The organism is uncultured Gilvimarinus sp., from assembly GCF_963975215.1.
Taxonomy (GTDB): domain Bacteria; phylum Pseudomonadota; class Gammaproteobacteria; order Pseudomonadales; family Cellvibrionaceae; genus Gilvimarinus.
The window spans coordinates 16765-42885 of record NZ_CAXBFW010000005.1; the positions used below are offsets into that span (position 1 = coordinate 16765).

At 54.2% G+C, this 26121-nt stretch carries 21 protein-coding genes; 11 read left to right on the forward strand and 10 right to left on the reverse strand.

Annotation, left to right across the window (positions count from 1 at the left end):
* From AAC019_RS05195 to AAC019_RS05230, 8 genes are all read right to left on the reverse strand, one after another.
* On the reverse strand, positions 1 to 270 hold the full coding sequence (locus tag AAC019_RS05195; protein ID WP_339897528.1) for a K+/H+ antiporter subunit F: 270 nt from the start codon (positions 268 to 270) through the stop codon (positions 1 to 3).
* Positions 255 to 770: a Na+/H+ antiporter subunit E gene (locus AAC019_RS05200; RefSeq protein ID WP_339897530.1), complete on the reverse strand. Its 516-nt coding sequence runs from the start codon at positions 768 to 770 to the stop codon at positions 255 to 257. Before AAC019_RS05200 ends, AAC019_RS05195 begins: the two co-directional genes overlap by 16 nt.
* Positions 763 to 2298 (reverse strand): monovalent cation/H+ antiporter subunit D, encoded by a 1536-nt coding sequence (locus tag AAC019_RS05205; RefSeq protein ID WP_339897532.1) that lies wholly within the window; start codon positions 2296 to 2298, stop codon positions 763 to 765. Before AAC019_RS05205 ends, AAC019_RS05200 begins: the two co-directional genes overlap by 8 nt.
* Positions 2295 to 2636 (reverse strand): Na+/H+ antiporter subunit C, encoded by a 342-nt coding sequence (locus AAC019_RS05210; RefSeq protein WP_339897533.1) that lies wholly within the window; start codon positions 2634 to 2636, stop codon positions 2295 to 2297. Before AAC019_RS05210 ends, AAC019_RS05205 begins: the two co-directional genes overlap by 4 nt.
* Complete coding sequence (locus AAC019_RS05215; protein ID WP_339897534.1) at positions 2636 to 5473, reverse strand: monovalent cation/H+ antiporter subunit A; 2838 nt, start codon at positions 5471 to 5473, stop codon at positions 2636 to 2638. Before AAC019_RS05215 ends, AAC019_RS05210 begins: the two co-directional genes overlap by 1 nt.
* 419 nt (positions 5474 to 5892) lie before the next feature.
* On the reverse strand, positions 5893 to 6447 hold the full coding sequence (locus AAC019_RS05220) for a DUF3833 domain-containing protein (protein WP_339897535.1): 555 nt from the start codon (positions 6445 to 6447) through the stop codon (positions 5893 to 5895).
* 48 nt (positions 6448 to 6495) lie between these two features.
* A complete protein-coding gene (locus AAC019_RS05225) occupies positions 6496 to 7515 on the reverse strand; it encodes a phospholipase A (protein WP_339897536.1) in 1020 nt (339 codons plus the stop codon).
* 111 nt (positions 7516 to 7626) lie between these two features.
* Positions 7627 to 8580: a hypothetical protein gene (locus AAC019_RS05230; protein WP_339897537.1), complete on the reverse strand. Its 954-nt coding sequence runs from the start codon at positions 8578 to 8580 to the stop codon at positions 7627 to 7629.
* Positions 8581 to 9067: 487 nt separating this feature from the next.
* Here AAC019_RS05230 and AAC019_RS05235 point away from each other — a divergent pair, with 487 nt between their 5' ends.
* The 4 genes from AAC019_RS05235 (at position 9068) to AAC019_RS05250 (ending at position 14078) form a co-directional block, all read left to right on the forward strand.
* The gene (locus AAC019_RS05235; protein WP_339897538.1) at positions 9068 to 9805 is read left to right on the forward strand and encodes a biotin/lipoyl-binding protein; all 738 of its coding nucleotides are present in this window, start codon (positions 9068 to 9070) and stop codon (positions 9803 to 9805) included.
* Between the two features lie 15 nt (positions 9806 to 9820).
* On the forward strand, positions 9821 to 10297 hold the full coding sequence (locus AAC019_RS05240) for a hypothetical protein (RefSeq protein ID WP_339897540.1): 477 nt from the start codon (positions 9821 to 9823) through the stop codon (positions 10295 to 10297).
* On the forward strand, positions 10297 to 13458 hold the full coding sequence (locus tag AAC019_RS05245) for an efflux RND transporter permease subunit (RefSeq protein ID WP_339897541.1): 3162 nt from the start codon (positions 10297 to 10299) through the stop codon (positions 13456 to 13458). The genes AAC019_RS05240 and AAC019_RS05245 overlap by 1 nt, the downstream gene beginning before the upstream one ends.
* 65 nt (positions 13459 to 13523) lie before the next feature.
* Positions 13524 to 14078 (forward strand): NADPH-dependent FMN reductase, encoded by a 555-nt coding sequence (locus AAC019_RS05250; protein WP_339897543.1) that lies wholly within the window; start codon positions 13524 to 13526, stop codon positions 14076 to 14078.
* A 57-nt stretch (positions 14079 to 14135) separates the two neighbouring features.
* Here AAC019_RS05250 and AAC019_RS05255 read toward each other — a convergent pair whose 3' ends face one another.
* Together AAC019_RS05255 and AAC019_RS05260 are read right to left on the reverse strand one after the other, a co-directional pair.
* Positions 14136 to 15053 (reverse strand): response regulator, encoded by a 918-nt coding sequence (locus AAC019_RS05255; protein WP_339897544.1) that lies wholly within the window; start codon positions 15051 to 15053, stop codon positions 14136 to 14138.
* Complete coding sequence (locus AAC019_RS05260) at positions 15040 to 18423, reverse strand: ATP-binding protein (protein WP_339897546.1); 3384 nt, start codon at positions 18421 to 18423, stop codon at positions 15040 to 15042. Before AAC019_RS05260 ends, AAC019_RS05255 begins: the two co-directional genes overlap by 14 nt.
* A gap of 529 nt (positions 18424 to 18952) precedes the next feature.
* Between AAC019_RS05260 and urtA the strand changes: the two genes are divergently transcribed.
* From urtA to AAC019_RS05295, 7 genes are all read left to right on the forward strand, one after another.
* Complete coding sequence (gene urtA / locus AAC019_RS05265; protein ID WP_339897727.1) at positions 18953 to 20167, forward strand: urea ABC transporter substrate-binding protein; 1215 nt, start codon at positions 18953 to 18955, stop codon at positions 20165 to 20167.
* 111 nt (positions 20168 to 20278) lie between these two features.
* Positions 20279 to 21205 carry an urea ABC transporter permease subunit UrtB gene (gene urtB / locus AAC019_RS05270; protein ID WP_339897547.1) on the forward strand — a complete coding sequence of 309 codons (927 nt, stop codon included), beginning with the start codon at positions 20279 to 20281 and terminating at the stop codon, positions 21203 to 21205.
* Between the two features lie 12 nt (positions 21206 to 21217).
* Complete coding sequence (gene urtC / locus AAC019_RS05275; RefSeq protein WP_339897549.1) at positions 21218 to 22378, forward strand: urea ABC transporter permease subunit UrtC; 1161 nt, start codon at positions 21218 to 21220, stop codon at positions 22376 to 22378.
* Positions 22375 to 23124, forward strand: a complete 750-nt coding sequence (urtD, locus tag AAC019_RS05280; protein ID WP_339897551.1) for an urea ABC transporter ATP-binding protein UrtD — start codon at positions 22375 to 22377, stop codon at positions 23122 to 23124. The genes urtC and urtD overlap by 4 nt, the downstream gene beginning before the upstream one ends.
* Positions 23125 to 23134: 10 nt before the next feature.
* Positions 23135 to 23824, forward strand: a complete 690-nt coding sequence (gene urtE / locus AAC019_RS05285; protein WP_339897553.1) for an urea ABC transporter ATP-binding subunit UrtE — start codon at positions 23135 to 23137, stop codon at positions 23822 to 23824.
* Between the two features lie 64 nt (positions 23825 to 23888).
* Positions 23889 to 24932: an aliphatic amidase gene (locus AAC019_RS05290; RefSeq protein WP_339897554.1), complete on the forward strand. Its 1044-nt coding sequence runs from the start codon at positions 23889 to 23891 to the stop codon at positions 24930 to 24932.
* A 63-nt stretch (positions 24933 to 24995) separates the two neighbouring features.
* Positions 24996 to 26066, forward strand: a complete 1071-nt coding sequence (locus AAC019_RS05295) for an AAA family ATPase (protein WP_339897555.1) — start codon at positions 24996 to 24998, stop codon at positions 26064 to 26066.
* Positions 26067 to 26121 lie beyond the last annotated feature (55 nt).

A 26121-nucleotide genomic window follows, 5' to 3' on the forward strand; every position in this document is an offset into this window, starting at 1 on the left:
TTATTCAATGATGTCGCCGCGCAGTAAATACTTTGACAGCGCCACTGTGCCGACAAAACCCATTACCGCTACCAGTAATGCGGCCTCAAAATACAGGCTGTTGCGCTCGTGCATGCCAAACAGCACCAGCACCGCGATAGAGTTAATGTACATAGTGTCTAGCGCTAAAATGCGGTCGGGTAGTGAGGGGCCGATACACAGCCGCCAGAGGTTAAGCGCCAGCGCCAGCGCCACCATAAATAACGTGATTTGGATTACCGAGTCGAGCATTCGAATATCTCCTTTAGAGGCGCTTCATAGCGGCGTTTGATTGCGGCGATAGCCGCCTCTATATCGGTGACGTGCAGGCCGTGAACCAACAAATACCCCTCGTCCATTTGCAGGTCGACGGTGACGGTACCGGGTGTTAACGAAATGGTGTTGGCCAGCAAGGTAATGGTGAAGTCTTGTTTTAGTTCCAAAGGCACCTTCATAAAGGCCGGCTGCAGTTTTTGCCGCGAGCCTAAAATCAGTAACGCCACCTGCATGTTGGCAATAATAATGTCCCACAGCACCAGCCCCACAAACCGCGTTGCCAGCATGGGCGAGGAGAGCACCATCGATTGCGGCCAAAACGATTGCGTTAAGTAGGGAATCCCCCAGGCCAGTATGCCGCCCAGAATCCACTGCCCCGGACTAATGCTGTTGGCCATTAGTAACCACAGCAGCAGCATAAACAGGCTGAGCAGCTTGTGCGGGAACAACGTTTTTTTGTTTGCCACCTCAGTCATGGGCACCTCCGGCGTGAGCACCGCTTAGGGTTTCGTGGCTAAGCACCGCATCGATATACAGTGACGGGGTTAGGGTTTGTTGTGCCAGCGCCTGGGTAAAACGCACTACCGGGTCACCGGCCACGCTTAACACCAACGTTAAACTCAGCATACAAATTACCGCCAGTAGGGCGCCGCGATCGGCTTTGTCGGCTTTGGCGACGCGGTTTTCGGTGCGCCAAAATAAGGTGCTACCACTGCGGCTAAGGGCGGTGATCATGACAAAGCTTGCCAGCAGCAGTATCGCCCACAACCAAAAGGTTTGTTGGTCGGTTTGCGCGGCGCTTAAAATCATCAGCTTACCCACAAAACCCGACAGCGGCGGCATGCCGATAATGGCGGCGGCAGCGATAAAAAACAGCCCACCGAGTTTAACCGCCTGACGCACCGCCGGCCCGGTAATAATCCGATCGGCGGTGGCGCCGCGCTGGCGTACGATCACGTCGGCGAGTAAAAATAACGCGCCGCAAATCCAGGTGGAGTGCACCAAATAGTACAGGGTGGCGCTTAGGGCCTGAACATTGTTGAGGGCGATGCCCGCCAGTAAGGTGCCCACCGATACCACCACCAGATAGGCAATTTGCAGGCGCAGCTCGCGCGCCGCCAGTGCTCCGGTAGCGCCCAGCGCTAGTGTTACCAGCGCCAGTGGCCAGAGAAACGGCTGCGCGATATTGGCAAGCTCACCGGCCTCGCTGCCAAACACCAGCGAGTAGACACGGATGATGGCGTACAGGCCGATTTTGGTCATGATACAAAACATCGCCGCGACCGGTGCCGAGGCCGAGGCATAGGCTCGTGGCAGCCAAAAGTACAGAGGTACCATGGCCGCCTTTAGGCCAAACACCACCAGTAACAATAGCGCCCCGGCGGTAAGCAGTGGCGTTTGCTCAGGCGTGGCGTTAGCAACCTTCACGGCCATGTCGGCCATGTTTAGGGTGCCGGTCACACCGTACAAAATGGCCGCGGCTAACAAAAACAGGCTGGAGCCCGCCAAATTTAGCAGCACATAGTGCAGGCCCGATTTGATTCGGGCCGCGCCACCACCGTGCAGCAACAGCGTGTAAGAGGCGATCAGCAGCACTTCAAAAAACACAAACAGGTTAAACAAATCGCCGGTTAAAAACGCGCCGTTTACGCCCATTAACAAAAAGTGCACCACACTGTGCAGGCTGTCGGCGGGTTTATCGTTACCGCGCACGGCATACCACAAACTAAAAAAAGCCAGCACCACGGCGGTAAAGACCATCAGCGCGCTGAGCCGGTCGACCACCAGCACAATGCCAAAAGGCGGCGCCCAGTTGCCCAAAGCGTACACGGTTATCTCGCCACCGGCGGTGCCAATAACCAGAGCGGTAGCCACGGCTACCTGAGCGACGATACTTAAAAAACTGATGCTGCGCTGAATGGTCAGCGGCCGGCCGGTGCCGAGTAGCAATAAAATCCCGGTTAGCAGTGGGATTAAAACAGGAGCGATAGCCAAATGACTCACGATTTAACATCCTCCACGCTGATGCGACCGTCCACGTGATCGTTGCCGAGCTCGGCCCGGGCGCGCAGTGCCAGCACCAGCACAAAGGCGGTCATGGCAAAACTGATAACGATAGCCGTTAGTACCAGCGCTTGGGGGAGTGGGTCGGCGTATTGCTCGCCCACACCGATAATCGTGCTGCTGCCGGGGTTGAGCCGGCCGGAGATAAAAATAAACAGGTTCACGCCGTAGGTGAGCAGAGTTAATCCGAGAATAATCGGAAAAGTACGCCCGCGCAGCAGCAGGTAAACACCGCAGCTGGTGAGTACAGCAATGACAGTTGCCATTAAAATTTCCACTAGTCCTCTCCTTTGGTTAATTCTTGGCTGCTATAGGGCTTGCTGGTAGCCGGGCGAGGGGAGTGGCTGGTTTGCGCCAACTTACCCAGATGGGCAAGAATCAGCATGGTTGCACCGACCACTGTTGTGTATACGCCAATATCAAAGGCCATGGCCGAGGCGATTTCGATCTCGCCGATCAGCGGAATGGTAAAGTGGCCAAAGGTTGAGGTTAAAAACGGGTAGCCTAAAAACCAGCTGCCGATACCCGTGAGCGCGGCGATTAACACGCCGGATACTGCGACCCGGCGATAGCGCCAACGCAAACGCTCCTGCATCCAGGCGGTGCCCGAGGCAACGTACTGCAAAATCAGCGCGACGCTGGTGACCAGGCCGGCGATAAAGCCGCCCCCCGGCGCATTGTGGCCGCGCAAAAAGATAAACACCGAGACCAGCAGCGCCAGTGGCAACAGAATACGCGCCATAACCGCCAGAATAGGTGGGTGGGGCTCTTTGTCCCAGCGGCGGCCTTCGCCATCGGCCTGGGGCAGTGGCAGGTGCAGGCCGTTGAGCATGGCGTAAATGCCCACCGCGGCAATGGCCAGTACGGTAATCTCGCCCAGGGTGTCAAAACCCCGGAAGTCCACCAGAATCACGTTCACCACGTTGGCGCCGCCGCCACCGCTGACGCTGTTGGCGAGGTAGTAATCGGCAATCGAATCGAACGGTTGGGTAAGTAGCGCCAGCGTAATCAGGCCCATGCCAATACCGGCGGCACCGGCCAGCACGATATCGCGCGCGACGCGTTTATTGCCCGACTCGTTGGGGGTTAGCTGCGGCATAAAGTACAGCGCCAGCATCAGCAAAACGATGGTGACCACCTCGACCGACAGTTGCGTTAGCGCTAAATCCGGCGCCGAGTAACGGACAAAAATCAGCGAGACAATCAGCCCTACAACGCTCAGTAATAACAGCGCCGCCAAGCGGTTGTGGTGCAGCAACACCGTACCAAAGGCACCGATAATAAGAATAACGGCCCCCAGTAAGCTCACCGGCTCGATATCGCTTACCGCAATGGGGCCGAGCAATTGCGGCATATTCCACAGCGCGTAACCAATGGCGGCCACGGCGCTGGCAATTAATAGCGCCATGTAGCGTTGCAGCGAATTGTTTTGAATAAAGTCAGTAAAGCGCTGGGCGACCCGCACTGAAAACTGCACCCGGGACTCGAACACAATTTTTTCATCGTGGCGGAATTTGCGCTCGTAAAAAGCAAACAGGCCGGTGCGCTGGCTGTACATAATCAGCCCGCCGGCCATCGCCACCAGGCTCATAATCAGCGGCAGGTTAATACCGTGCCAGATGGCAATGTGGTACTCGGGCATTTGCTCGCCCAGTACCGCCAAACTGGCGGCCTCTAAAAATGGCGCTATCGTCAGGTTGGGCACAATACCCACCAAAAGGCACAAGCCCACCAATATCTCCACCGGCACGATCATGTAGCGCGGCGGCTCGTGGGGCGGAAACTTGGGCAAGTCGATCGGCTCACCGTTAAAAAATACATCGTGAATAAAGCGCACCGAGTAAGCCACCGAGAATACCCCGGCGAGGGTAGCCAGCAGCGGGAAGAGCCAGCTGAACATGCCCATAGACTCCAGGTGAAGCGCCTCTGAGAAGAACATCTCTTTACTTAAGAAGCCGTTAAGCAGCGGCACCCCGGCCATCGCCAGCGCCGCTACCATGGCCAGCAGCGCGGTGTGCGGCATGTACTTCCACATGCCGTTAATTTTGCGCATATCCCGGGTGCCGGTTTCGTGGTCGATAATACCGGCGGCCATAAACAGTGAGGCCTTAAAAGTGGCGTGGTTGATGATATGGAAAATACCGGCCACCACGGCCAGCTGGGTGCCAAAGCCAAACAGCATGGTAATCAGCCCCAGGTGGCTGATGGTGGAGTAGGCCAACAGGCCTTTTAGATCGTGTTTAAACAGCGCGTTGTAAGCGCCAAACAGCATGGTGGTCATGCCGGTAAAGGTGACGATATAAAACCACCAATCGGTGCCCGCCAGGGCCGGATACATCCGCGCCAGTAAAAACACCCCGGCTTTTACCATGGTGGCCGAGTGTAAATAAGCCGAGACCGGCGTGGGCGCACTCATGGCGTGGGGCAACCAAAACTGGAAGGGGAACTGCGCCGATTTTGTAAAGGCGCCCAGCAGTACCAGAATCAGAATAACCGGATAACTTGCGTGGGCGCGGATCTCATCGCCGGCGGCAAAAATGGCCCCCAGCTCAAAGCTGCCGACAATGCGCTCGATCAGCAGTGCGCCGGCAATTAGACATAGGCCGCCGGCACCGGTGACGGCCAGCGCCATGCGTGCGCCCTTGCGCGCGTCCGATTGATTAGACCAATAGCCAATCAGCAAAAAGGAGACGAGGCTGGTGATCTCCCAGAACACAATCAGCAACATTAAGTTATCTGACATAACGATGCCCAGCATCGCCATCATAAACAGTTGCAGCAGGGCGTAGAGTTTTGCCAGAGAGTCGCGTTGGGCCAGATAGTAACGGGCGTACAAAATAACCAGCAGGCCGATGCCGACAATCAAAAAGCCAAACATCAGGCCCAAACCATCGAGGCGCAAATTAAGGTTTAGCCCCAGTGAGGGCAGCCAGCTGGTTTGGCTGTAGAGCACTTCACCGCTAAACACGGTGGGCGCGCTACTGATTAACAGCCCCAGCGCAATTAAAGGGCCGATGGCGGCCGAGTAAGCGCACAGTGTGCGCCCCATGCGCTCGGTCATAAAGGGCACGGCGGCGCCAATCATGGGCAGCAGGATAATAGCTAATAACATCATGGTGTGAGAACACCCCAGTTGCTCGGCGCGGTGATTGACAGCGCCGGTATTAAATAATAATTAGATGACAATACTGGGTGAGCAGACCGGGGGATCGAGATAGTAAGGTTGGTAGCGTCTGCCCTGACGGCGGTGCGCATGCACGTGGGCCCCCGCCACAGCGAAGTGCCACAGATTAGCGCCTGTTTGTCGATTATCCTGATGTACTGCCATAAGCTCGCACGGATTATGTATGACTCAAATCGGCCTTAGTGTGCATGGAGAATCGACCGTGGTTTTACCTGCATGTTGGCATAACCAATCGCTCGATCTACGACAACTTTATACACAAAGTCGACTCTAAGTGCCAGCCCCGGAGCGCGTAAGCCACTGTTTCATTTACAGAGTTTTGCGTGCGGTGGATGCAAAAAGCGATAGCTTTAGGGTTCTTTACGGATCACCAGCTGAATGCTGCCCACCGCAAACCCCCATTTGCTTAGGCTGGAGTGGTTTATCACGGTCTGCTCGTCGACCCGCCACATCCAGTCATCGACCTTTAATTGCAGCTTGCGATCGTTGTAATCGACCTCCAGCACATAGTTAAGGTTAAGCGCGTTGCCGGCAGTTGTGCCGGTGCCCGTGCCGATAACGTCGCCGGCGGTGGCGTTAAAGGTGGTCTCTGAGGTGGGCGTCAGGGTCCAGGTGCGAAACTGGATTTCGCCGTCGTCAAACTCAAACCGCTCTTTTAAGGTGCCAATGCCGTTATCCCAGCTGGCATCGATGGTGGCATTAAAGTAGCGGGTGACCTCACCGCCACGATTTTTTAAGACGCCGTGAGCGCTTAGCTCCCCCTGAAAAAATTCCCGGGGCGCAAACGCGGGTTGATTGTTGAGGTACTGATCGATGTTGGGGCCGGCACAGCCGCTTAACGCGGCAATGCAGCCAAACAATAATGTGCTGGTAACTAATAGTCTTACGTGGCGGTATCGGCGCATGGGGTGTCTCCTGCGGTTGGTTTTACTGCAACAGGTACGCACCAAGCGCTAGAACAGATCGGTAAAAACCACCCCAAGGCCTAACGATTCGGTTTTGACGTTGTAGTCGATCAAGCTCGCGCCGTAGCCGTTAAAGTACTTTACATAACCCCGCACGGTGGGCCGCAGCGGAAAGCTCCAGCCAAGTTCCAGCGAGCCCTTGTCACTAAAGGGGCGGCGGGTCATCACATCAAAAATATGGTTGTTGTAACTGTAGGCGCCGCCGAGCTCATAGTGGCCGAGGTAGTCTTCAATATCCGGGTTGTCGTCATCCTCAAGGTCTTCGGGGATGCGATACCAGGGCGAGAAAGCCAGGGCCAGATTGCCGCGTTCAAAAATCGTCCGTGCCCGAATGCGGTTCCAGCTGCGCGACAGGCTGCCCGCCTGGCCGTTGGACTGGTGCACCAGACCCACTTGGTTAACAACATTCTGAAAGCCAAAAATCTCCCAGTCGCTGGTGGCGGAAAACAGCAGCTCGGGCTCGTGGTTGGTCTCGCGAAACGGGCGCGAGATATCGCCGTTGTAGGCCTGCCAAAACGAGTGGTTGGTGTAAGCGAGGTAGAGGTTGCCGTTGTCGTGCAGCAAATCTTGCGCAATCAATACCTTTAAGCTGATTTGAAAGTCAATTTCGGTATTTTGCAGATCCACCGGATCGCCCACCGCCTCAGTGAAGGGGGCGTCATTAGGGTGGTGAGTAAAGCTGGCCGGCAAAATATAGTTGCGGTTATGGGGCGTAAGGATAAAGCGATTGACGCTGGCGATGGACTCGACTTTCATTCGTGTGTCCAGCACCCCGATGTCCTGCTGCTGCAGTGTATTTGCCTGAGCTGGCTCCAGCAGAGGCTCACACGACTCCCGCAGCTGGGCAATGGTCATGTCGGGGGCGGCGTGTAAAACACGCTCGGTCAGGCACTGCTCCATGGACGGGTAGTGGGGTAACCCGGGGTTATCGCGCGTGCTTTGGGCGCAGGCGCTAGCGCCAAAAACAAAAGCGCAACTCGCGGCCCACAGGCGTTGCTGTTTTTTCATGCTGACTCATCCACTGACGCAAACCATAGGTGTTTATTGTGCCCGAGCCGGGCAAGCGGTGCTACCTATGGGCGCGCAGGCTGGGTCAGGGGCCGGCGCAGTCTTGCGCTGTTAGCGCTCTGGGGGCTGGCCGACTAGCCACTGATCCATATCCGCGTCGTGCCACTGGCTAATAAGGTCGACACCGTTGTCGACGATGGACAGGTAAACGTCGATGATATCGGTGGCCAGGTTATAAATACGGTTGCTGTCGGCGTTTTGTGCGCCTTCATGCAGGATGTCTGTCTCTACCATGTTGAGTAAAAACATCAGTTTTAGCTCATAGCTTTTAAGCTGACTTAAAAGGCCGATGTCTTGCTCTAAGATGCCCTCCAGGCGCTTGATCTGGTGGCGCAGCTTCTCGTTGTTAACCCGGGTGCACTGAATAACGTAGCGTAGCTTGCTGTCGTGATGGGCATCGACGAAGCCCGCCGCTGCCGAGTAAGTACCCAGTGCGCGGATACGGCCAATTTGTTCAACCACCGCCGGTAGCAGGCGGGTTGTAAAGTGCAGTACCTCCAGGTGCTTAAAGCGGCTTGGGTAACTGGCGGACTCGTTGTTGCTTTGTGGCTCGCCCAAAGCCTCGGCGCAGGGCTGCTCCATTTGCCGTGATAACCCGGCCAGCATGGCCAAAGATTGCTCAATTAAATGGCAGTGCAGCTCATAGTTATCAATAACGCTGTCTTCTTGCCAGTCGCGGCTGATGGTTACCCAGGCGCTGTTTAGGTTTTGCTGGTCGCGCTCGGTGAGCAACCCTTCGCTGGCCTGTGCCAGCGCCAGCAGCGCCAGAATACGGCGCTCCAGCTGGTGCTCCAGCTGGTAAAACTCTTCCTGAAACAGCTCATTGCCACCGAGCATACCCATGCTCATACCGCGATGGCGCTGGGCGGCTTTGATGGTGCGGTTGAGCTGCCTGATCAGGTTTAAGGCGTCTTGCCGGCGCCGGTAAAAATCATAAAATGCCGCGAAAGCGGCCGGCTCAGTGCTGGTTTGTGGTGCGGTGTGTGCGCTGGTTTGCCCGTTCATAGTGCTAGCCTGTCATCCTGTTGCGTGACCCCGAACAACAATTGCTCGCAGATCGCAAAAACATGGGTGTAAATGGTGCATAAATCGGCTCACAGACGAATATTGGAATTGTTAATGGCATTTATGCTTAGAGCACAGCAACAGCTATGCCAACTAGCTGGCTTATGGCGGCTTTCGATTTTATGGGCGTATTTGTCGGAGCGCGGTGAATAAAAGTGAAAAAAATGCGATATGGCGCAACTTTTTAATCGGTTATTGCGTCTATTGCGGCGCAATCATTCGATGCCCTCCGCTTTGCCCTGAACAAATTAGGGGCAGCCGTGTTGCCACGCGCCTGTTATTGGGTCATATGGCAAGGGGGAGGGCCTAGTGCTGTTGGACGAGCAACGTTGTATGATAGCGCAAACTTTTACGGGTGCCCCCCTGATGAGCCCCGCCGAGCATCTGATAAAAAACACAAAGATCGTGATTAAGGAGCAGGTCGTACATGTCTAACCCCGGGTTTTACGCGAGAAATAAACGCTGGATTTTACCGCTGGCCATACTACTGGCCGCCATTGTGATTGCCGTTGGCCTGGGCATGTTGCGTACCCCGCCACCGCAAAAAGAGGTGGGTAAAAGCGTGGCCTTGGTGGATGTGGCGCCTATTGATATGCAGCCTATTCAGTTGCAGGTGCTGTCCCGGGGCCTGGTGCAGCCTAAGTACACCACAGAGTTAGTGGCGCAGGTTAGTGGCGAGATAGTCGCGCTCGATGAGGCTTTTGTGCGCGGCGGCATCGTTAAAAAAGGCGAGGTGTTGGCACAAATTGACCCGACTAACTATGAGGTTCGCCTGGAAGAAGCCCGCGCGGGGCTGGCCAGTGCCACCGCCGCGTTAGAGCTAGAGCAAGCCCAGGGCGAAGTCGCGCGGGTTGAGTGGGAGGGGGTCAGCGAGCACCCCGCACCGGCACTGGGGCTGCGCAAACCGCAGTTAAAACAGGCACAGGCGCAAGTCGCCGCCTCGGAGGCCACCCTAAAACAGGCGCAAAAAGACCTTGAGCGTACCAAGATTGTCGCCCCTTACGATGCCCTGGTGGCCGAGCGCGCCATTAGCCTGGGCACCTTTGTCAATGTCGGCACCATGATGGGTAAAGTGATGGATGTGAGCAGTGCCGAGATCCGTTTGCCGGTTGCCAACAGTGAGTTGCAGTACTTAGTGGCCAATGGCGTTAACACATCGGTGTAGCTAAGCGGTGACTCTTTGGGTGGACGCTATAACTGGCAGGCATCCATTGTGCGCAATGAGGGGGTAATCGACGACGATACCCGCATGAGCTATTTGGTGGCGCGTGTGAATGACCCCTATAACCTGTCGGGTACGCAAACCGGGCAGCGACCGGATTTGGCCTTTGGCAGTTTTGTGGTGGCCCGTATTGAGGGGCGTAAGCTCGATGCGGCCGCACGTATCCCCCGCAGTTTAGTTAAAAACAATGAAGTGCCCGTTTACCACGACGGCAAGTTACAACTTAAGCCGGTCACGGTGCTGCGCCATATCGATGGCGAGAGCGTGGTGACCGAGGGTGTCGCCAGTGGTGATTTACTGGTGACTACCTCGCTCGAGTATCCGGTGGCCGGTATGGCGTTAGAGCGTTTTGATCAGCGCGTAGCTGATAAACCTGCGACAGACCCGGCGGTAGCACCCGCCGCCGTGGATGCGCCGCAGCAAGGAGAGCGGTAATGGAGCGCCCCGATGACACCCGCACAGGCCTGATTGCCTGGTTTACCCGCAATACGGTCGCGGCCAACTTGCTGATGATTTTTATTTTGCTGTTGGGCGTGGCCACCGCCATGACCATTCGCAAACAAATGTTTCCTCAGGTTGAGATCAATTGGCTCAATATTGATATTGCCTACCCGGGCGCTGCGCCGCAGGACGTCGAAGAGGCGATCACCGTTAAGCTGGAGGAATCGCTCGCCAGTATTCAGGGGTTAAAACGCGTTATCACCCGCTCGAATCGCGGCAGCGCCTCGGCCAATATCGAGGTGATGGAAGAGTACGATGCTCAGGAGGTGTTAGACGAAGTTAAGACGGCCGTCGACTCTATTTCGAGCTTTCCCGATGGCATGGAGCGACCGCGCATCAGCCGCGCCAAATATCGCCAGGAGGTCATGTACGTCAGTTTGTATGGCGATTTAAATAATTACGATTTAAAGCGCCTGGGCGAGCGTATTCACGACGAGCTGCGCGCGCTGGATGACGTGAGCATTGTCGATTACTACAGTGGCGCCAACTACGAAATTGCCATTGAAGTAAGCCGCGACAAACTCTACGAATACGGGTTTTCGTTTGAAGAGATTGCCGCCGCCGTGCGCAACTGGTCGACGAACCGCTCCGCCGGTCAGATACGGGCCAAAGAAGGCTTTATCTCGGTGCGGGTGGAAGATCAGGCCTACATCGGTGAAGAGTTTGAGCGCTTGCCGCTGCGCACCCGTGCCGACGGCACCAAAATTTTACTGGGCGATGTGGCTAAGGTTAGTGATGGCTTTGAAGAGGGCATCAACTACACCAAAATGAATGGCCACAATACCGTGACCTTTTTTGTCGGGGCTACCCGCGATCAAAGCATTGGCGATGTCGCCAGTATTGTCGATGAGTATATCGCCGAGCGCGCCCCCAGTTTGCCCAAAGGCGTCACCCTGGAGCCCTGGGTTGATTTAACCTACTACCTTGACGGCCGCCTGAACATGATGCTGAGCAATATGTTTTGGGGCGGCTTGCTGGTGTTTATTATTTTGGCGCTGTTTTTACGCCTTAAAGTCGCCGCCTGGGTGATGGTGGGCCTGCCGGTTAGCTTTTTGGGCGCCCTTATGTTGCTGCCCATGAGTTGGGTGGACGTGACTATTAATATCGGCAGTTTGTTCGCCTTTATTATGGTGCTGGGGGTGGTGGTAGACGATGCCATTGTGATCGGTGAAAGCGTCCACACCGAGGTCGAAGAAAAAGGCCGCGGGGTCGACAACGTGATTCGCGGGGCGCAAAAGGTGGCGATGCCCGCAACCTTTGGGGTGTTAACCACCTGTGCGGCGTTTTTCCCGATGTTACTCGAGACCGGGCCGCAGTCGGCGTTTCCGCGTTCGATTGGTTTTGTGGTGGTGTTTTGCCTGCTGTTCTCACTGGTGGAATCTAAATTAATTTTGCCGGCACATTTGGCCCATATGAAGCCGCTCGATCCCAACTCGCGCAACCCGATTACCCGGCTGCAAAATTTTATCGATCGGCACTTGCAGCACTTTATTAGCAACTACTATAAGCCGATGTTGCAGTGGTGCCTGGAGTGTCGCTATGCGGTTATGGCTATTTTTACCGGGGTGGTTTTTATTACCGCAGCGCTGTTTATCGGTGGCCAGGTAAGGTTTGTCAATCAACCGAAAATCCCCAACGATTTTATTCGCCTTAATCTGGAGATGAACGCCAGCGTTGCCGAGCAGGACACCATGGCGGCGATGCTTGATATCGAGACAATGGTGAAACGCATTGAGGCCGAAACCATCGATGAATTTAATCAACCGATGATCGACAATCTGTTTGTCTCCATGGAGGGACGCACGGAGGCGCGTATTGAGGTTAAGTTGGTTGATCCGGAAGACCGACCCATCGGTACCTTTGCGTTATCGGCCAAATGGCGTGAGCAAATGCCGGATATCACCGGCCTTAAGAGCCTTGAAATCGCCGATACCGTCATGGGCGGCGGCACCAACGATGGCGATGTGAGCTTTCGTATTATCGGCAACGATATTACGGCAATGCGCCAAGTGGCCAGCGAAGTGCGTGAGGCGATGGGCAGTATTGATGGCGTGTATGAAATTAATGACTCCGAGCAGGTGGGCGCGCAAGAGGCGCGGTTTAAGCTAAAGCCGCTGGCCGCGAGCATGGGCTTAACCACCGCCGAGGTGGCGGCACAGGCAAGCTACAGTTTGTACGGCATTGAGGCGCAGCGCATAGTGCGCAACAGCGAAGAAATAAGAGTCATGGTGCGCTACCCCGAGTCCGAGCGCAATGTGCTGGGCGCGGTTAACGATTTGCTGATCACCACGCCCGATGGCAGTAAAGTGCCGCTGATGGAGGTGGCCGACATTGAGCTGGTCGAAGGGGTGAATCAGGTTTATCGCGAAGATGGCCGGCGCACGATTACGATGTGGGCCTCGTTGGATTTTGCCAAAGTACAACCGCTGCAAGTGGCCAATGAATTGCGCGATGGTATTTTTGCCGATATCGCCGAGCGCTACCCCAACATTGAAATCGAAGAGGCGGGCAACCTAAAAGAAGAGCGCAGCAGCGTGGTGGACTTCTTTATTAACTTTGGCAAGATTTTATTACCCATTTATATCCTGTTGGCGTTGCCGCTGCGCTCTTACACTCAGCCTTTAATGATTATGTCGGTCATTCCTTTTGGCGTGATCGGCGCCATTTGGGGCCACGTGATTATGGGCTACGACATGAGCGGTTTATCGCTGTTTGGCATCTTCGCGGCAGTGGGTGTGGTGGTAAACGATTCGCTGGTAATGGTGGATTACGTCAATAAAGCGCGTGAGCGTGGCGAGACGTTATTTGATGCGGTGATGAACGGTGGGCAGCGCCGCTTTAGGGCGATTATTTTAACCTCGCTGACCACCTTTATCGGTTTGCTACCCATTATGTTTGAGAGTTCGCTGCAGGCGAAATTTGTGATCCCGATGGCGATCTCGTTGGGTTACGGTGTTTTGTGTGCGACGTTTGTGACGCTGGTATTGGTGCCGTGCCTGTATATGGTGATGGACGATGTGGGCCACTTCTTTTTACCCTATCGTCGCAAACACTCCGCGCCGGCTAAATTGTCACCCGGTCACAGTGAAAACTAAGTGACGCCGGCGCCGCTGTTGAGGTAGGGTAGAGAGGTTTTTAACCCACAACTCAGGAGCGTGTTATGAAGGTTGTAGCAATTAGTGGCAGCTTGCGCCAGGCGTCTTTTAACTCGGCATTGCTGGCGGCTGCACGGCCGTATTTTGCGGCTGAGGTAGAGTGGATCGAGGCCGATATCGCCTCGATCCCGCTGTACAATCAGGACATCGACGGCGATACCAAACCCGCACCGGTGGCGCTATTAATGGATCAAATAGCCGGCGCCGATGCGCTGGTGATTGCCACGCCGGAATACAACTATGGTATTCCCGGGCCGCTAAAAAACGCCATTGACTGGGCATCGCGCCCCGCCTACCGCTCGGTGCTCGCCCATATCCCCACCTTATTGATGAGCGCCTCCATGAGCCCGATGGGCGGCGTGCGCGCTCAGGGCCAGTTAAAACAAGTACTCGGTGGTACCTTAACACCGGTGTTTCCGTGCCCGGAGTTTGCGGTGGGCAGCGCCCAGGAGGTTTTTGAGGACGGCAAACTCACAGATGAGGCAACGGCGCAAAAACTGGAGCGCTTGGTGAAAGATTTTACCGCCTGGGTTGCCGCCGAAGTCGACTTTGAAGACTAGCGACATGCCCTAACCAAAACGGCTAGGGCACGGTTTAGAATCACGCAATACTTAAATTTAGGCCAGCTCGGCCAGTGCCCTGATTGCCAGTGCGGCGGCCGAGGTGCGGTTTTCGACACTAAGCTTTTTAAATACCTGCTCTAAGTGTTTGTTGACGGTGCGTGGGCTCATGTCCAGTATCTGGCCAATCTCGCGATTGGTTTTGCCATTGGCGATCCACAGTAGGACATCGGCCTCACGTTGCGTGACGGTAAATTTACGTCGCAGTACATCGGTGTTGGTTTCGTTGCTCGGGGTGTCAATTAGCCTTAGCAAATATTCGTGCTGATCCACCAAAGCCAAAAACTCCACGGTGAGCGGAGAGTCCAGGAAGTCTAGGTTGATCTTATGGCCAGGCTCCGGGTTGTGGTTAAACCAGCGAGTCAGGGCCTCGGTGAATTGTGCTTGACGAGCGCTCTGATTGCCTAAGGCGCTTGCCAGCTGCGGGTGCACGGCGGGTGTTGCCCATAGTGATTGACCCCGGGCATCGGTGGCAAATAAGTTTTGTCCCGCTAAATCGAGCGCGGCGCGGGCGCTGCGTGTCATGCGGGCGTTGGCTAAATGCACCTGCATGCGGGCCACCAATTCAGCGGCGTTAATGGGTTTGGTAATGTAATCGACCCCGCCCGATTTTAACCCCATGACGACGTGCTCGGTATCGCTTAACCCCGTCATAAAAATAATCGGTACATCCATTAATCGGGGGTTTTCTTTTAACGCCCGGCAGGTTTCAAAGCCGTCCATGTTGGGCATGATGGCATCCAGCAAAATAATATCCGGGGTGATGTTGCGGGTGATGGTAATTGCCTGCGCCCCCTCCAGCGCCACCAGCACGGTCATGTCGGCGTCCTCTAACACGTCGTTTAGCATACGGATACTGTCGATGGCATCATCGACCACAAGGGCGACGGTTTTACCGCTGTTAGCCGTGTTCATTGGGGGTTCCTTCTAAAAGCACAATAAGTTGATCAAATTGAAAGTGATTGGCCAGCTCGTTGGCCGCCGTAAAAAACGGGCGCTCGCACTGACCGGTACCCATCAGGTTATTTAAATACTGCGCAATGCCGGTTTTATGACCGATAAGGCTAAGCTCTTGCAGGTGTTGGCAGTGATTCTCGGCCGGCAGCGTGATCCCCTCAGCATGGGTTTGAGGACTATTGGGTGACGGTGTCTGAATAAGTGGGGTGCTGTCATGCAGCCACTGCACGTTGAGCAGGGCACCAATTTTATCCAGTAGCGCGCGAACGTTAATGGGTTTAACCAGATAAGCGTTGTGCGGTGCGGCGCCGGTGTTGATTGGTCGGTTCTCGCGGGCATCGGCCGATACCATAATGATGGGTGCACTCTGCCGCGCGTTGCGCAGTTGGTGTGCCAGCTCCCAGCCCGATAGCCCCGGCATGTTGACATCCAGCATGATGAGATCGGGGGATTGCTGCCCGGCGATTTGTTGTGCGCTTAACGCATTGTCGACAAATACTAAGTCAAAGTCGAGCGGCGTTAAAATAGCGTTTACCAGCTCACGGTGGCTGGCCTCGTCGTCCACCACCAGCAATTTTTTGCGGGGGCCGGCATAGCCGGTAATCTCTTGTGCGCTGTCGTCATGGGGCTCGGCTTCAGAGGGGTGAATACTCGACAGCATCAAAATAACCTTAAATTCGCTGCCAATACCCACGGTGCTGGTAAGGCTGATATCGCCGCCCATTATGTCGGTTAATAACCGGGTGATGGTTAGGCCAAGGCCGGTGCCGGCAATGGTGCTGCCGGGGCGTTTAACCCGCTCAAAGGGCCGGAAAATACGCTCGACGTTTTTCTCGGCAATGCCCTCGCCGGTATCGCTGATAATAAATTCCGCCACCTGACTGCGATAGCGTACCCGGAAGGTGATTTTACCTCGCTCGGTGTACTTAATGGCATTGGATAATAAATTAATCAGTATCTGGCGCAGGCGCTTTTCATCGGTTTTTACAAATTCGGGCAAGTGGCTGGCGCACACATACTCAAACGCTAGGCCCTTGGCTTCGGCCTCGGGGCGAAACATGTACACCAACTGCTCTAGCAGTTGCGGCAGGCGCACTTGCTCGGTGTGCAAATCCAGCTTGCCGGCCTCTATTTTTGATATATCCAGCAGCCCCTCAATAAGATCGCCCAGGTGTTCGCCGCTGCGCCGAATCACAGAGATAGCGTCGCGCTTGGGGGCGGCGATCTCGTGGTCTTTTTCCAGCAGCTGCGCGTAACCCAAAATCGCGTTTAGGGGCGATCTGAGTTCGTGACTAATGCCGGTGAGGTAACGGCTTTTGGCCTGGTTAGCGGCCTCAGCGGTTTCTTTGGCGCGCTGCAACTCCAGGTCGGTTTGTTCGTGCGCGACGATTTCTTCGGTTAGTAATCGGGTTTGACGCTGGGTTTCTTCTTGCGCAACGACGCGGCTCTCGTGCGCCAGGACAAACAACCAACTTACGATACCGGTGATAATCACCAGCAGAAAAAACACCTTCCATAACGTGGTGGCGGTGTTGGGCGTCGGGCTTTGAAAATAGATAAGCGACAGCAACAGCGCCGAAAACCCATTGATAATAAACAGCAAACCTAAAAAGTGACCAATGCGGGAGTTTAGGTTGGGAATAAAGCGCGCCGGTAAGAAGCGTGTAAACAGCGAACGTATCTGATCGCTGTAGCCCGCCCCTGGCTTACAGTAATCACCGCAGCGTGCATCAAGCGAGCAGCACAGCGAGCAAATATTACCGGCGTAGGCGGGGCAGTGACTAATGTCCTCGCGCTCAAAGCGGTGCTCACAGATACAGCAAATCGCGGTGCTTTGGTCGGGCCGGTCGAACTCGATATCGCTGGCAATCAGCTCCCGGGCAATGTAATAACGGCCACGGGTGAGCCAGGCAATAAAGGGCACACACACTAAAGCACAGCCAAGGGTGATGAAGTGAGACAGGGCCCGACAGGTGTCGCCAAACAAGCCGCTGTAGCTGAGCATACCGATTAAGGTTGCCAAAATCATCGAGCCGCAGCCAACGGGGTTAATGTCGTAGAGGTGGGCGCGCTTAAACTCAATGTGTTTGGGCGACAACCCCAATGGTTTGTTGATGGTTAAATCGGCCACCAGACAACCCACCCAGGCAACCGCGACAATGGCGTAAAAGCCCAGGGTTTGCTCCAGTGCCTGGTAAACCCCAAGCTCCATTAACAGCAGGGCGATGGCGACATTAAAAATAAGCCAGACCACCCGCCCTGGGTGCGAGTGGGTTAAACGCGAGAAAAAATTTGACCAGGCAATGGAGCCGGCGTAGGCGTTGGTGACGTTAATTTTTAATTGGCACAGCACGACAAAGATACCCGCTACCGCTAAGGCCACCTCAGGCGTGTCGGTAATATAGCCAAAGGCAATCATGTACATGCGGGTGGGGTCGGCGGCCTCGCTGGCGCTTACGCCATAGCTTAGAGCTAATACCGCGAGAAACGAGCCGGCCAGCATTTTAATAACGCCGATAACAATCCAACCCGGCCCCGCGGCCATGACGCACAGCCACCAGCGCTTGCCGGTGGCGGGGGTTGGCTCGGGCATAAAGCGCAGAAAGTCTACTTGCTCACCAATTTGTGCAATCAGCGCAAACATAACGGCACAGGCGGCGCCAAACAGAAGTAAATCAAACTGGCCGCTGGGGGCGGCGCTGGTGGTGTATTGCGTCCAGTCACTCACGGCGCTGGCGTCGGCGTAAATAATAAAGGCAAAGGGTAGCAGCTGTAAGGTTAGCCAAATGGGTTGGCTCCATACCTGAAACCGGCTGATAAAGGTAATACCGTAAACCACCAAGGGGATCACCAACAGCGCACTGACCAGATAGCCAATGGCAAGCGGTAGGCCAAACAGCAGTTTTAAGGCCATCGCCATAATAGCGGCCTCGAGAGCAAAAAATATAAAGGTAAACGAGGCGTAAATAAGCGAGGTAATGGTCGAGCCAATATAGCCAAAGCCCGCGCCGCGGGTTAAGAGATCAATATCCAGGCCGTACTTGGCTGCGTAGTAGCTGATGGGCGTGCCGGTAAGCAAGATAATCAAACCGACCGCAAAAATAGCCGCGATGGCGTTGGTAAAGCCGTAGTGCAGCGTGACAGTGCCGCCGATCGCTTCAAGGGCCAAAAAGGAAATAGCGCCAAGCGCGGTAATGGCTACCCGGCTGGTGCTCCAGCGACGGGCGCTCTTGGCGGTAAAACGCAGGGCGTAGTCTTCCAGTGTCTGGTTGGCAACCCACTGGTTGTAGTTGCGCCGCACCCGAAAAATGTGTTGCTTGGCCGTCATAAGCAGGAAGCCTCTAGCGCGACAATATTTTTTAATGGCAGCGGCTGCCGGCGCATGCTCGATGAGTTAGCGTTATTGTGCAGCGTGACGGCAATGTGGAACGGGTGTGTGTGATGTTGGTACAAAGTGCTGCCTCTATTGGGTGCACTTCGCTGTGCGGATATTCCTTTGTGGTGCATTCTCGGGGTTGGCCCGGGATTTGTCATCGCCTTTACGTGGGCTAACGGCCTGTTATTACCAGCCTTATTAATACAGTCAAAAGCCATACCAGTTGCACACGCTGCTGTGCATTTATTGTGTGCGCATGACCTTACGCCTGACGATCAACAAACCCTATGCGTCAAATGACGTAGCCCCATGGTGTGTTTGGCGAATAGTACCCGGAGGCGACTTTCCTGAGAATAAACATCGTAGGCACAGCGTGTCTGTTGCTGGGCTAACCCACTTCTGGGATAACCAATGAGGAAAGAACATGGGAACTTTAGATAACGCACAGTCAGCCGGCCTTGGGGGTCGACTGCCAAGCTTAATGAAAGGTATCGCCTCGGCCGTCGCCGGGGCGACGATGGTTTTGTCGGCGGTCGTTAATGCGGCGCCCGCGACCTCTGAGGTCAACACCACAGACCTGGCCGTGACTGATGATACGGTTACCGTCGGTATCCTGCATTCGGTAACGGGCACGATGGCGATCAGTGAGACTGGTTCAGTGCAGGCCGAGAAGTTGGCTATTGAACAAATCAACGCCATGGGCGGTGTGTTGGGTCGTAAAATTGAATATGTTCAAGAAGACGGTGCCAGCGACTGGCCAACCTTTGCTGAAAAATCCCGCAAACTGTTGCTGCAAGATAAAGTGGCCACCGTGTTTGGCTGCTGGACCTCGGCCTCGCGCAAAGCGGTACTGCCAGTATTTGAACAGTATAACGGCATGTTGTATTACCCCACCTTTTATGAAGGCTTAGAGCAATCGCCTAACGTTATTTACACCGGCCAGGAAGCGACACAGCAAATTCTTGCGGGTATTGACTGGGTAACCAAAGAGAAAGGCGCTAAAACCTTCTACTTGCTTGGCTCAGATTATATCTGGCCGCGTACCTCTAACAAGATTGCGCGTAAGCACATTGAAAAGCTAGGCTTAAAAGTGGTGGGTGAGGATTACTACCCGCTGGGTCACACTCAGTTCAACTCGATCATCAACAAGTTCAAACTGAAAAAGCCTGACGTGATTTTTGCCTCTGTGGTGGGTGGCTCTAACGTTGCCTTTTACAAGCAGCTTAAGGCCGCCGGGATCGACATGACCAAAGAGAAGCCTCTGGTGCTGACCATCTCGGTAACTGAAGATGAGATTCTGGGCATTGGCGGTGAGAATATTGAAGGTGCTTACGCCTCAATGAAGTACTTCCAAAGCTTGACCAACGACAACAACCAAGCGTTTGTTAAAGCCTTTAAAGAGCGTTGGGGCGACGACATTGTTATCGGTGACGTAACGCAAGCGGCCTATCTTGGCCCCTGGTTGTGGAAGGCCGCGGTTGAAAAAGCCGGTTCGTTCGATGTGGATAAAATCCGCGAAGCGTCCCCCGGTATTGAGCTAACCACGGCGCCAGAAGGTTATGTGAAGGTTCACCCAAATCACCACTTGTGGTCTAAAACCCGCATCGGTAACGCTAAAACCGATGGCCAGTATGAAATCGTGTACGAAACTGATGAGCTGATCGAGCCAGATCCGTTCCCAGAAGGTTACCAGTAAACCGCACTACCGGCCGCGCAAGCGGCCACCAGAACCCACTGCCTCAGGCGGTGGGTTCGTCCCTTTCGCAAGATGAAGTTTCTTTTGAGTTTTCTGCACGAGGATTGAGCGATGTTCGCCGATTACACGACCTCTGAGTTAATGTCGATATTTGCCATGCAGGGCTTTGCAGGATTAATTTTATTTTCTGTTTTTGTCCTTATGGCGTTGGGGCTGGCTATTATTTTTGGCCAGATGGGCGTTATCAATATGGCGCATGGCGAGTTTATGATCCTCGGTGCGTACATTACCTATTTAACCTCTAATGTGTTTGCCGACTATATACCCGACTTATTCGGGGCCTACTTTTTTGTCGCCATGATACTGGCGTTTATCGCCGCGGGCGCGTTGGGGATGCTAGTGGAGTGGGCGATGATTCGTCATTTGTACCACCGGCCACTGGATACCCTGTTGGCGACCTGGGGCTTGAGTCTAATTTTGCAGCAGTGCTACCGCACCATCTTTGGCGCTCGTGAAGTGGGCGTAACCTTACCCGATTGGCTGATGGGTTCCATTCAGTTAACGGACATTATTGAAGTGCCGATCAACGGTATTTTTGTAATGACGCTGGCGGTGGGTATCTCGGTAGCGATTGCGGCGCTTATGTATAAATCACGCTGGGGCATTCAGGTGCGCTCGGTGGTGCAAAATCGTCCTATGGCGGGCGCGGTGGGTATTAATACCGCACGCGTAGACCGCCTTACCTTTGGCTTAGGCTGTGGTATTGCCGGTGTTGCCGGTAGCGCATTCACCATGATTGGCTCAACCGGGCCGACCTCTGGCCAGTTGTATATCGTTGATACCTTCTTGGTTGTGGTGTTTGGTGGCGCGGCAAGTTTGCTGGGTACCATCGCTTCGGCTTTTACTATTTCGCAGGCGCAATCCACTATGGAGTTCTTCCTGAGCGGGTCAATGGCCAAAGTACTGACGCTGTTGTTTGTTGTCTTCATTCTGATGTTAAGACCACAAGGTCTTTTCTCACTGAAAGTGCGTCGCTAGGAGGGTTAGCGTATGTCTTATGCAGGTTTACGATCTCTGTTGCCCAAGAACGATCTCATCAATTTTGCGGTACTCGCGTTAATTTTGGTGGTGGTCTTACCCTTAAGCCTTGATATTTTTCGGCTGAATCTGGTGGGTAAATATCTTACTTACGCGTTTGTCGCGCTTGGTTTGGTCTTGTGTTGGGGCTATGGCGGCATTCTAAGTTTAGGTCAGGGGGTGTTTTTTGGTTTGGGCGGTTACGCCATGGCGATGTTTTTAAAGCTTGAGGCATCGTCGCCGGAAAACACCGCGATTCAGTCGACACCGGGTATTCCTGACTTTATGGACTGGAATCAGATAACCGAGCTGCCTTGGTTTTGGCAGCCGTTCCATAGTCTGACCTTTACCGTAATCGCCATTATTGTTATCCCGTCGATTTTTGCTTACATCATTGGTGTTGCCATGTTTAAGCGCCGGGTAGGTGGGGTGTACTTTGCCATTATTACCCAAGCCGTAGCCGCTATCTTGACGATTCTAATCATCGGCCAGCAGGGTTATACCGGTGGCGTTAACGGCATTACCGATTTACGCACGCTGTTTGGCTGGGATATTCGCACCAACGAGGCCAAATACGTCTTTTACTTTTTGTGTGTGTTTATGCTGTTTTTATGCCTTGGCGTTGCGCAGTTTGTACGCAAAAGTAAGTTGGGCCGTTTGCTGGTCGCCATGCGCGAGATGGAAGATCGGGTGCGCTTTTCCGGCTACGACGTGGCCAACTTTAAGATCTTTGTGTTTTGTTTGGGCTCGGCCTTTGCCGCTATCGGTGGCGCCATGTTTACCCTGCAGGTGGGCTTTATGTCACCGACCTTTGTGGGCATTGTGCCTTCGATTGAAATGGTGATCTTTTGTGCTGTGGGTGGCCGCCTGTCGATATTTGGCGCGGTATACGGGGCCCTGGTGGTGAACTGGGCCAAAACAACCTTCTCTGAGAGCTTCCCGGAGCTGTGGTTGTTTGCCATGGGCGCTTTGTTTATCGGGGTGGTTATGGCCTTCCCTAATGGTTTGGCTGGGCTCTACACCAAATACTGCGAGCCTAAAGTTAATCAGTTAATGGCGCGCTTTAGCCGTAAATCAGACGATACCTCAGCCGAGCTGACATCACAGATGAAAACCGAAGGGGGTAACCCATGAGTTCCAGTAACACAGATTTTGTGCTTGCGGTTGAAGGCTTAACGGTTTCATTTGATGGCTTTAAGGCGGTTAACGACCTGAGCTTTTACGTCGACAAAAATGAAATTCGCGTGATTGTCGGCCCCAATGGGGCGGGTAAAACTACTGTGCTGGATTTGGTGTGCGGGCGTACCAAGGCCACCGAAGGATCGATTAAGTTTCGCAATAAAGAACTTACCAAAATGAAGGAGCATCAGATTGTGCGTGCAGGGGTGGGGCGTAAGTTTCAGACCCCGTCGATTTACGGCGATTTAACCGTTTTTGAGAACCTGGAGATATCATTCCCCCGTGGTCGATCAGTGTTCGGTGCGCTGGCGTTTAAACGCGATGCCGAAGTCATTCAGCGAGTTAACGAGATCGCCGGAATGATCTTTTTGGATGACCTGTTGCACACCCGTGGCGATTTGCTTAGTCACGGGCAAAAGCAGTGGTTAGAGATTGGCATGTTGCTGATTCAAGACCCGGAGCTACTCATGTTGGATGAGCCGGTGGCCGGCATGTCGGTTTCCGAGCGACAAAAAACGGCCGAGCTGCTGCGCACCATCACCAAAGATCGCTCGGTGATTGTTATTGAGCACGATATGCAGTTTGTCGCCGAGATTGCCGACAAAGTGACCGTGTTGCATCAGGGCAAGATCTTAGCCGAGGGTTCGGCTGAGCATGTAAAACAAGATCCTAAAGTCATCGAAGTGTATTTGGGTCATTGAGGAGACAACCATGCTGAATGTATCTGATTATCGAGTCAGTTATGGCCAGAGCAATATTATTAGTGGGATGAACTTCTCGGTAGCGCCTAACGAAATTGTGGCCGTTATGGGGCGCAACGGGATGGGTAAAACCACCCTGATGAAATCTTTGATGGGGGTTATTCCGTCCGAGAGCGGTAGCGTGACACTGGAGGGCGCGGAAGTGTCCAAAATGAAAAGCTATCAGCGCGTTGAGGCTGGTTTTGGCTTTGTCCCTCAGGGGAGGATGATATTTTCCAGTATGACCGTTAAAGAAAATATCGAGACGGGCTTGACCACGACTAAATCGCGCAGCGTGCCGCGCGACCTTTACGATATGTTTCCGGTGTTGCTGGAAATGCGCAATCGTCGCGGCGGCAATTTGTCGGGCGGTCAGCAACAGCAGTTGGCCATTGCCCGCGCCCTTGCCAGTAACCCTAAGATGCTGCTCTTGGATGAGCCCACCGAAGGTATCCAGCCGTCCATTATCCGCGACATGGCCCGTACTCTTAAAGAAATTCGCGACCAGCGTGGCTTGTCGATTGTAGTGTCAGAGCAGGTGTTGAGTTTCGCCCTGGATATTGCCGATCGTATTTTGGTGATTGAAAAAGGTGAGATTGTCCACGAAGAGCTGAGATCCAGCGTGGATGAAGCGAAGGTCGCTTCATACCTGTCGGTGTAACTTTTAAGGTTCGTTTTGGTGTAACAGCTTTTGGGTTGTTACACCCGTTTTATAGGAGTCAACCATGCGTCACGGTGATATTTCCAGCAGTCCCGATACAGTCGGTGTTGCGGTGGTAAATTACAAAATGCCTCGGTTACATACCAAGGCTGAGGTGTTAGACAATGCCCGCAACATTGCCGATATGATTATCGGTATGAAAAAAGGTTTGCCGGGTATGGATTTGGTGGTATTCCCCGAATACAGCACCATGGGCATTATGTACGACAACGACGAGATGATGGCCACCGCAGCCACCATTCCCGGCGATGAGACCGCTATCTTCTCTGAGGCCTGCCGTCAGGCCGATACCTGGGGAGTGTTTTCACTCACCGGTGAACAGCACGAGGAGCATCCGAATAAGGCCCCTTACAACACCTTAGTGTTGATTAATAATCAGGGCGAGATTGTTCAAAAGTACCGTAAGTGCATCCCCTGGTGCCCCATTGAGGGTTGGTACCCCGGTGACAAAACCTATGTCACTGAGGGCCCTAAGGGCATGAAAATCAGTTTGATTATTTGTGACGATGGCAATTATCCAGAGATCTGGCGCGATTGTGCCATGAAAGGGGCCGAGTTGATTGTTCGCTGTCAGGGCTATATGTACCCCGCTAAAGAGCAGCAAGTGATGATGGCAAAATCGATGGCCTGGGCCAATAACTGCTATGTGGCGGTGGCCAACGCCTCGGGCTTTGATGGTGTGTATTCCTACTTTGGTCACTCGGCCCTTATCGGTTTTGATGGCCGCACGTTAGGCGAGTGCGGCGAAGAAGATATGGGCGTGCAGTACGCGCAATTATCGGTATCGCAAATCCGCGACGCGCGTAAAAACGATCAGTCGCAAAATCACTTGTTTAAATTACTGCATCGTGGTTATAGCGGTGTTTATAACTCGGGTGATGGCGATAAAGGTATCGCCGAGTGTCCGTTTGATTTTTACCGCAGTTGGGTTTTAGACGCTGAAAAAACCCAAGCCGATGTCGAGGCGCTGACACGCTCGACGATTGGTGTGGCCGATTGCCCCGTGGGTGATTTGCCGGTAGATGGAAAAGAGAAGTCGGCGGATTAACCGTTTAGCTTGCCGCAACTGGCCCTGGCTGTTGCGGTGTATTTTTAGAGTGTTGAGGTGGCCGTGCCTTTTATCAATGACATGCTGGCCGATCAAGAGCAATGCGCGCCTAAGCCGCCCGCGGAAGCCCGGCCCGCCGCTACCCGGTTAGGACAAACCCGGTTTCGATTTGACTTGCCTCAGGCCAAAAAACTCTTGCGTGAGCGCATTGTGGGTCAGCCCGAGGCGATGGCGGCGTTCGATAACGCGTTAGATGTTATCAAAGCCGATATTGCCGACCCCGATCGGCCGCTGTGGTCCGCGCTGTTGGCGGGCCCTACCGGCGTGGGTAAAACGGCTACGGTAAAAGCGCTGGCCGAGGCGCTAACGGGCAGGGCCGATAACTTTTGCCGTATCGATATGAATACCTTATCTCAGGCGCACTACAGTGCGGCTTTATCCGGTGCGCCGCCTGGGTATGTGGGCAGTAAAGAAGGGCACACATTATTTGATGCAGCGTTGGTGGCCGGTGATTACTCGACTCCCGGCATTGTGTTGTTTGATGAGATTGAGAAGGCCAGCCCAGAAGTGTTGCGCGCTTTATTAAACGTACTGGAAGACGGCCACCTGCGCTTAAGCGCAGGTGAAAAGACCATCGATTTTCGCAATACGCTATTGCTGATGACGAGCAATCTGGGCGGACGTCAGTTGAGCGCCTGGCTTAAGCGCTCGCGCTGGCGCCCCGGCGGTGGTGGCGCCGATTTACCTCCCAGAGTTCGTCGCAAAGTACACGAACACATTGAGGCGTTTTTTGACCCAGAGTTTATTAACCGGTTGGATCGGGTGCTTATTTACCGCCCTCTGGGGGACACTCATGCCCACAGTCTTTTAGAGCTAGAGCTCGCCCGTTTAAACCGCCGGCTTAATAAGAAAGGCTGGCGCCTTACGCTGACGGCGGAGGCCTATGAGAGGCTCGGTAAAAACGCCCTGGACAATCGCTACGGCGCACGCTCTGTCAGGCGGTTGGTGCGCGATGCTGTGGAGGCGCCCCTGGCGAGCTTTTTATTGCAGGCTAACACCGAGCCTTCTTCCTCTGAGTTGTCTTTGGCCGAGGGTCATTGGCAATCGGGCCGGCTTATTTTTCTCGCACGTTAAGGGTATTTTTAAAACCACGGCGCTGACCCCCGGCCAGCGCCGTGGTTATGCTGTC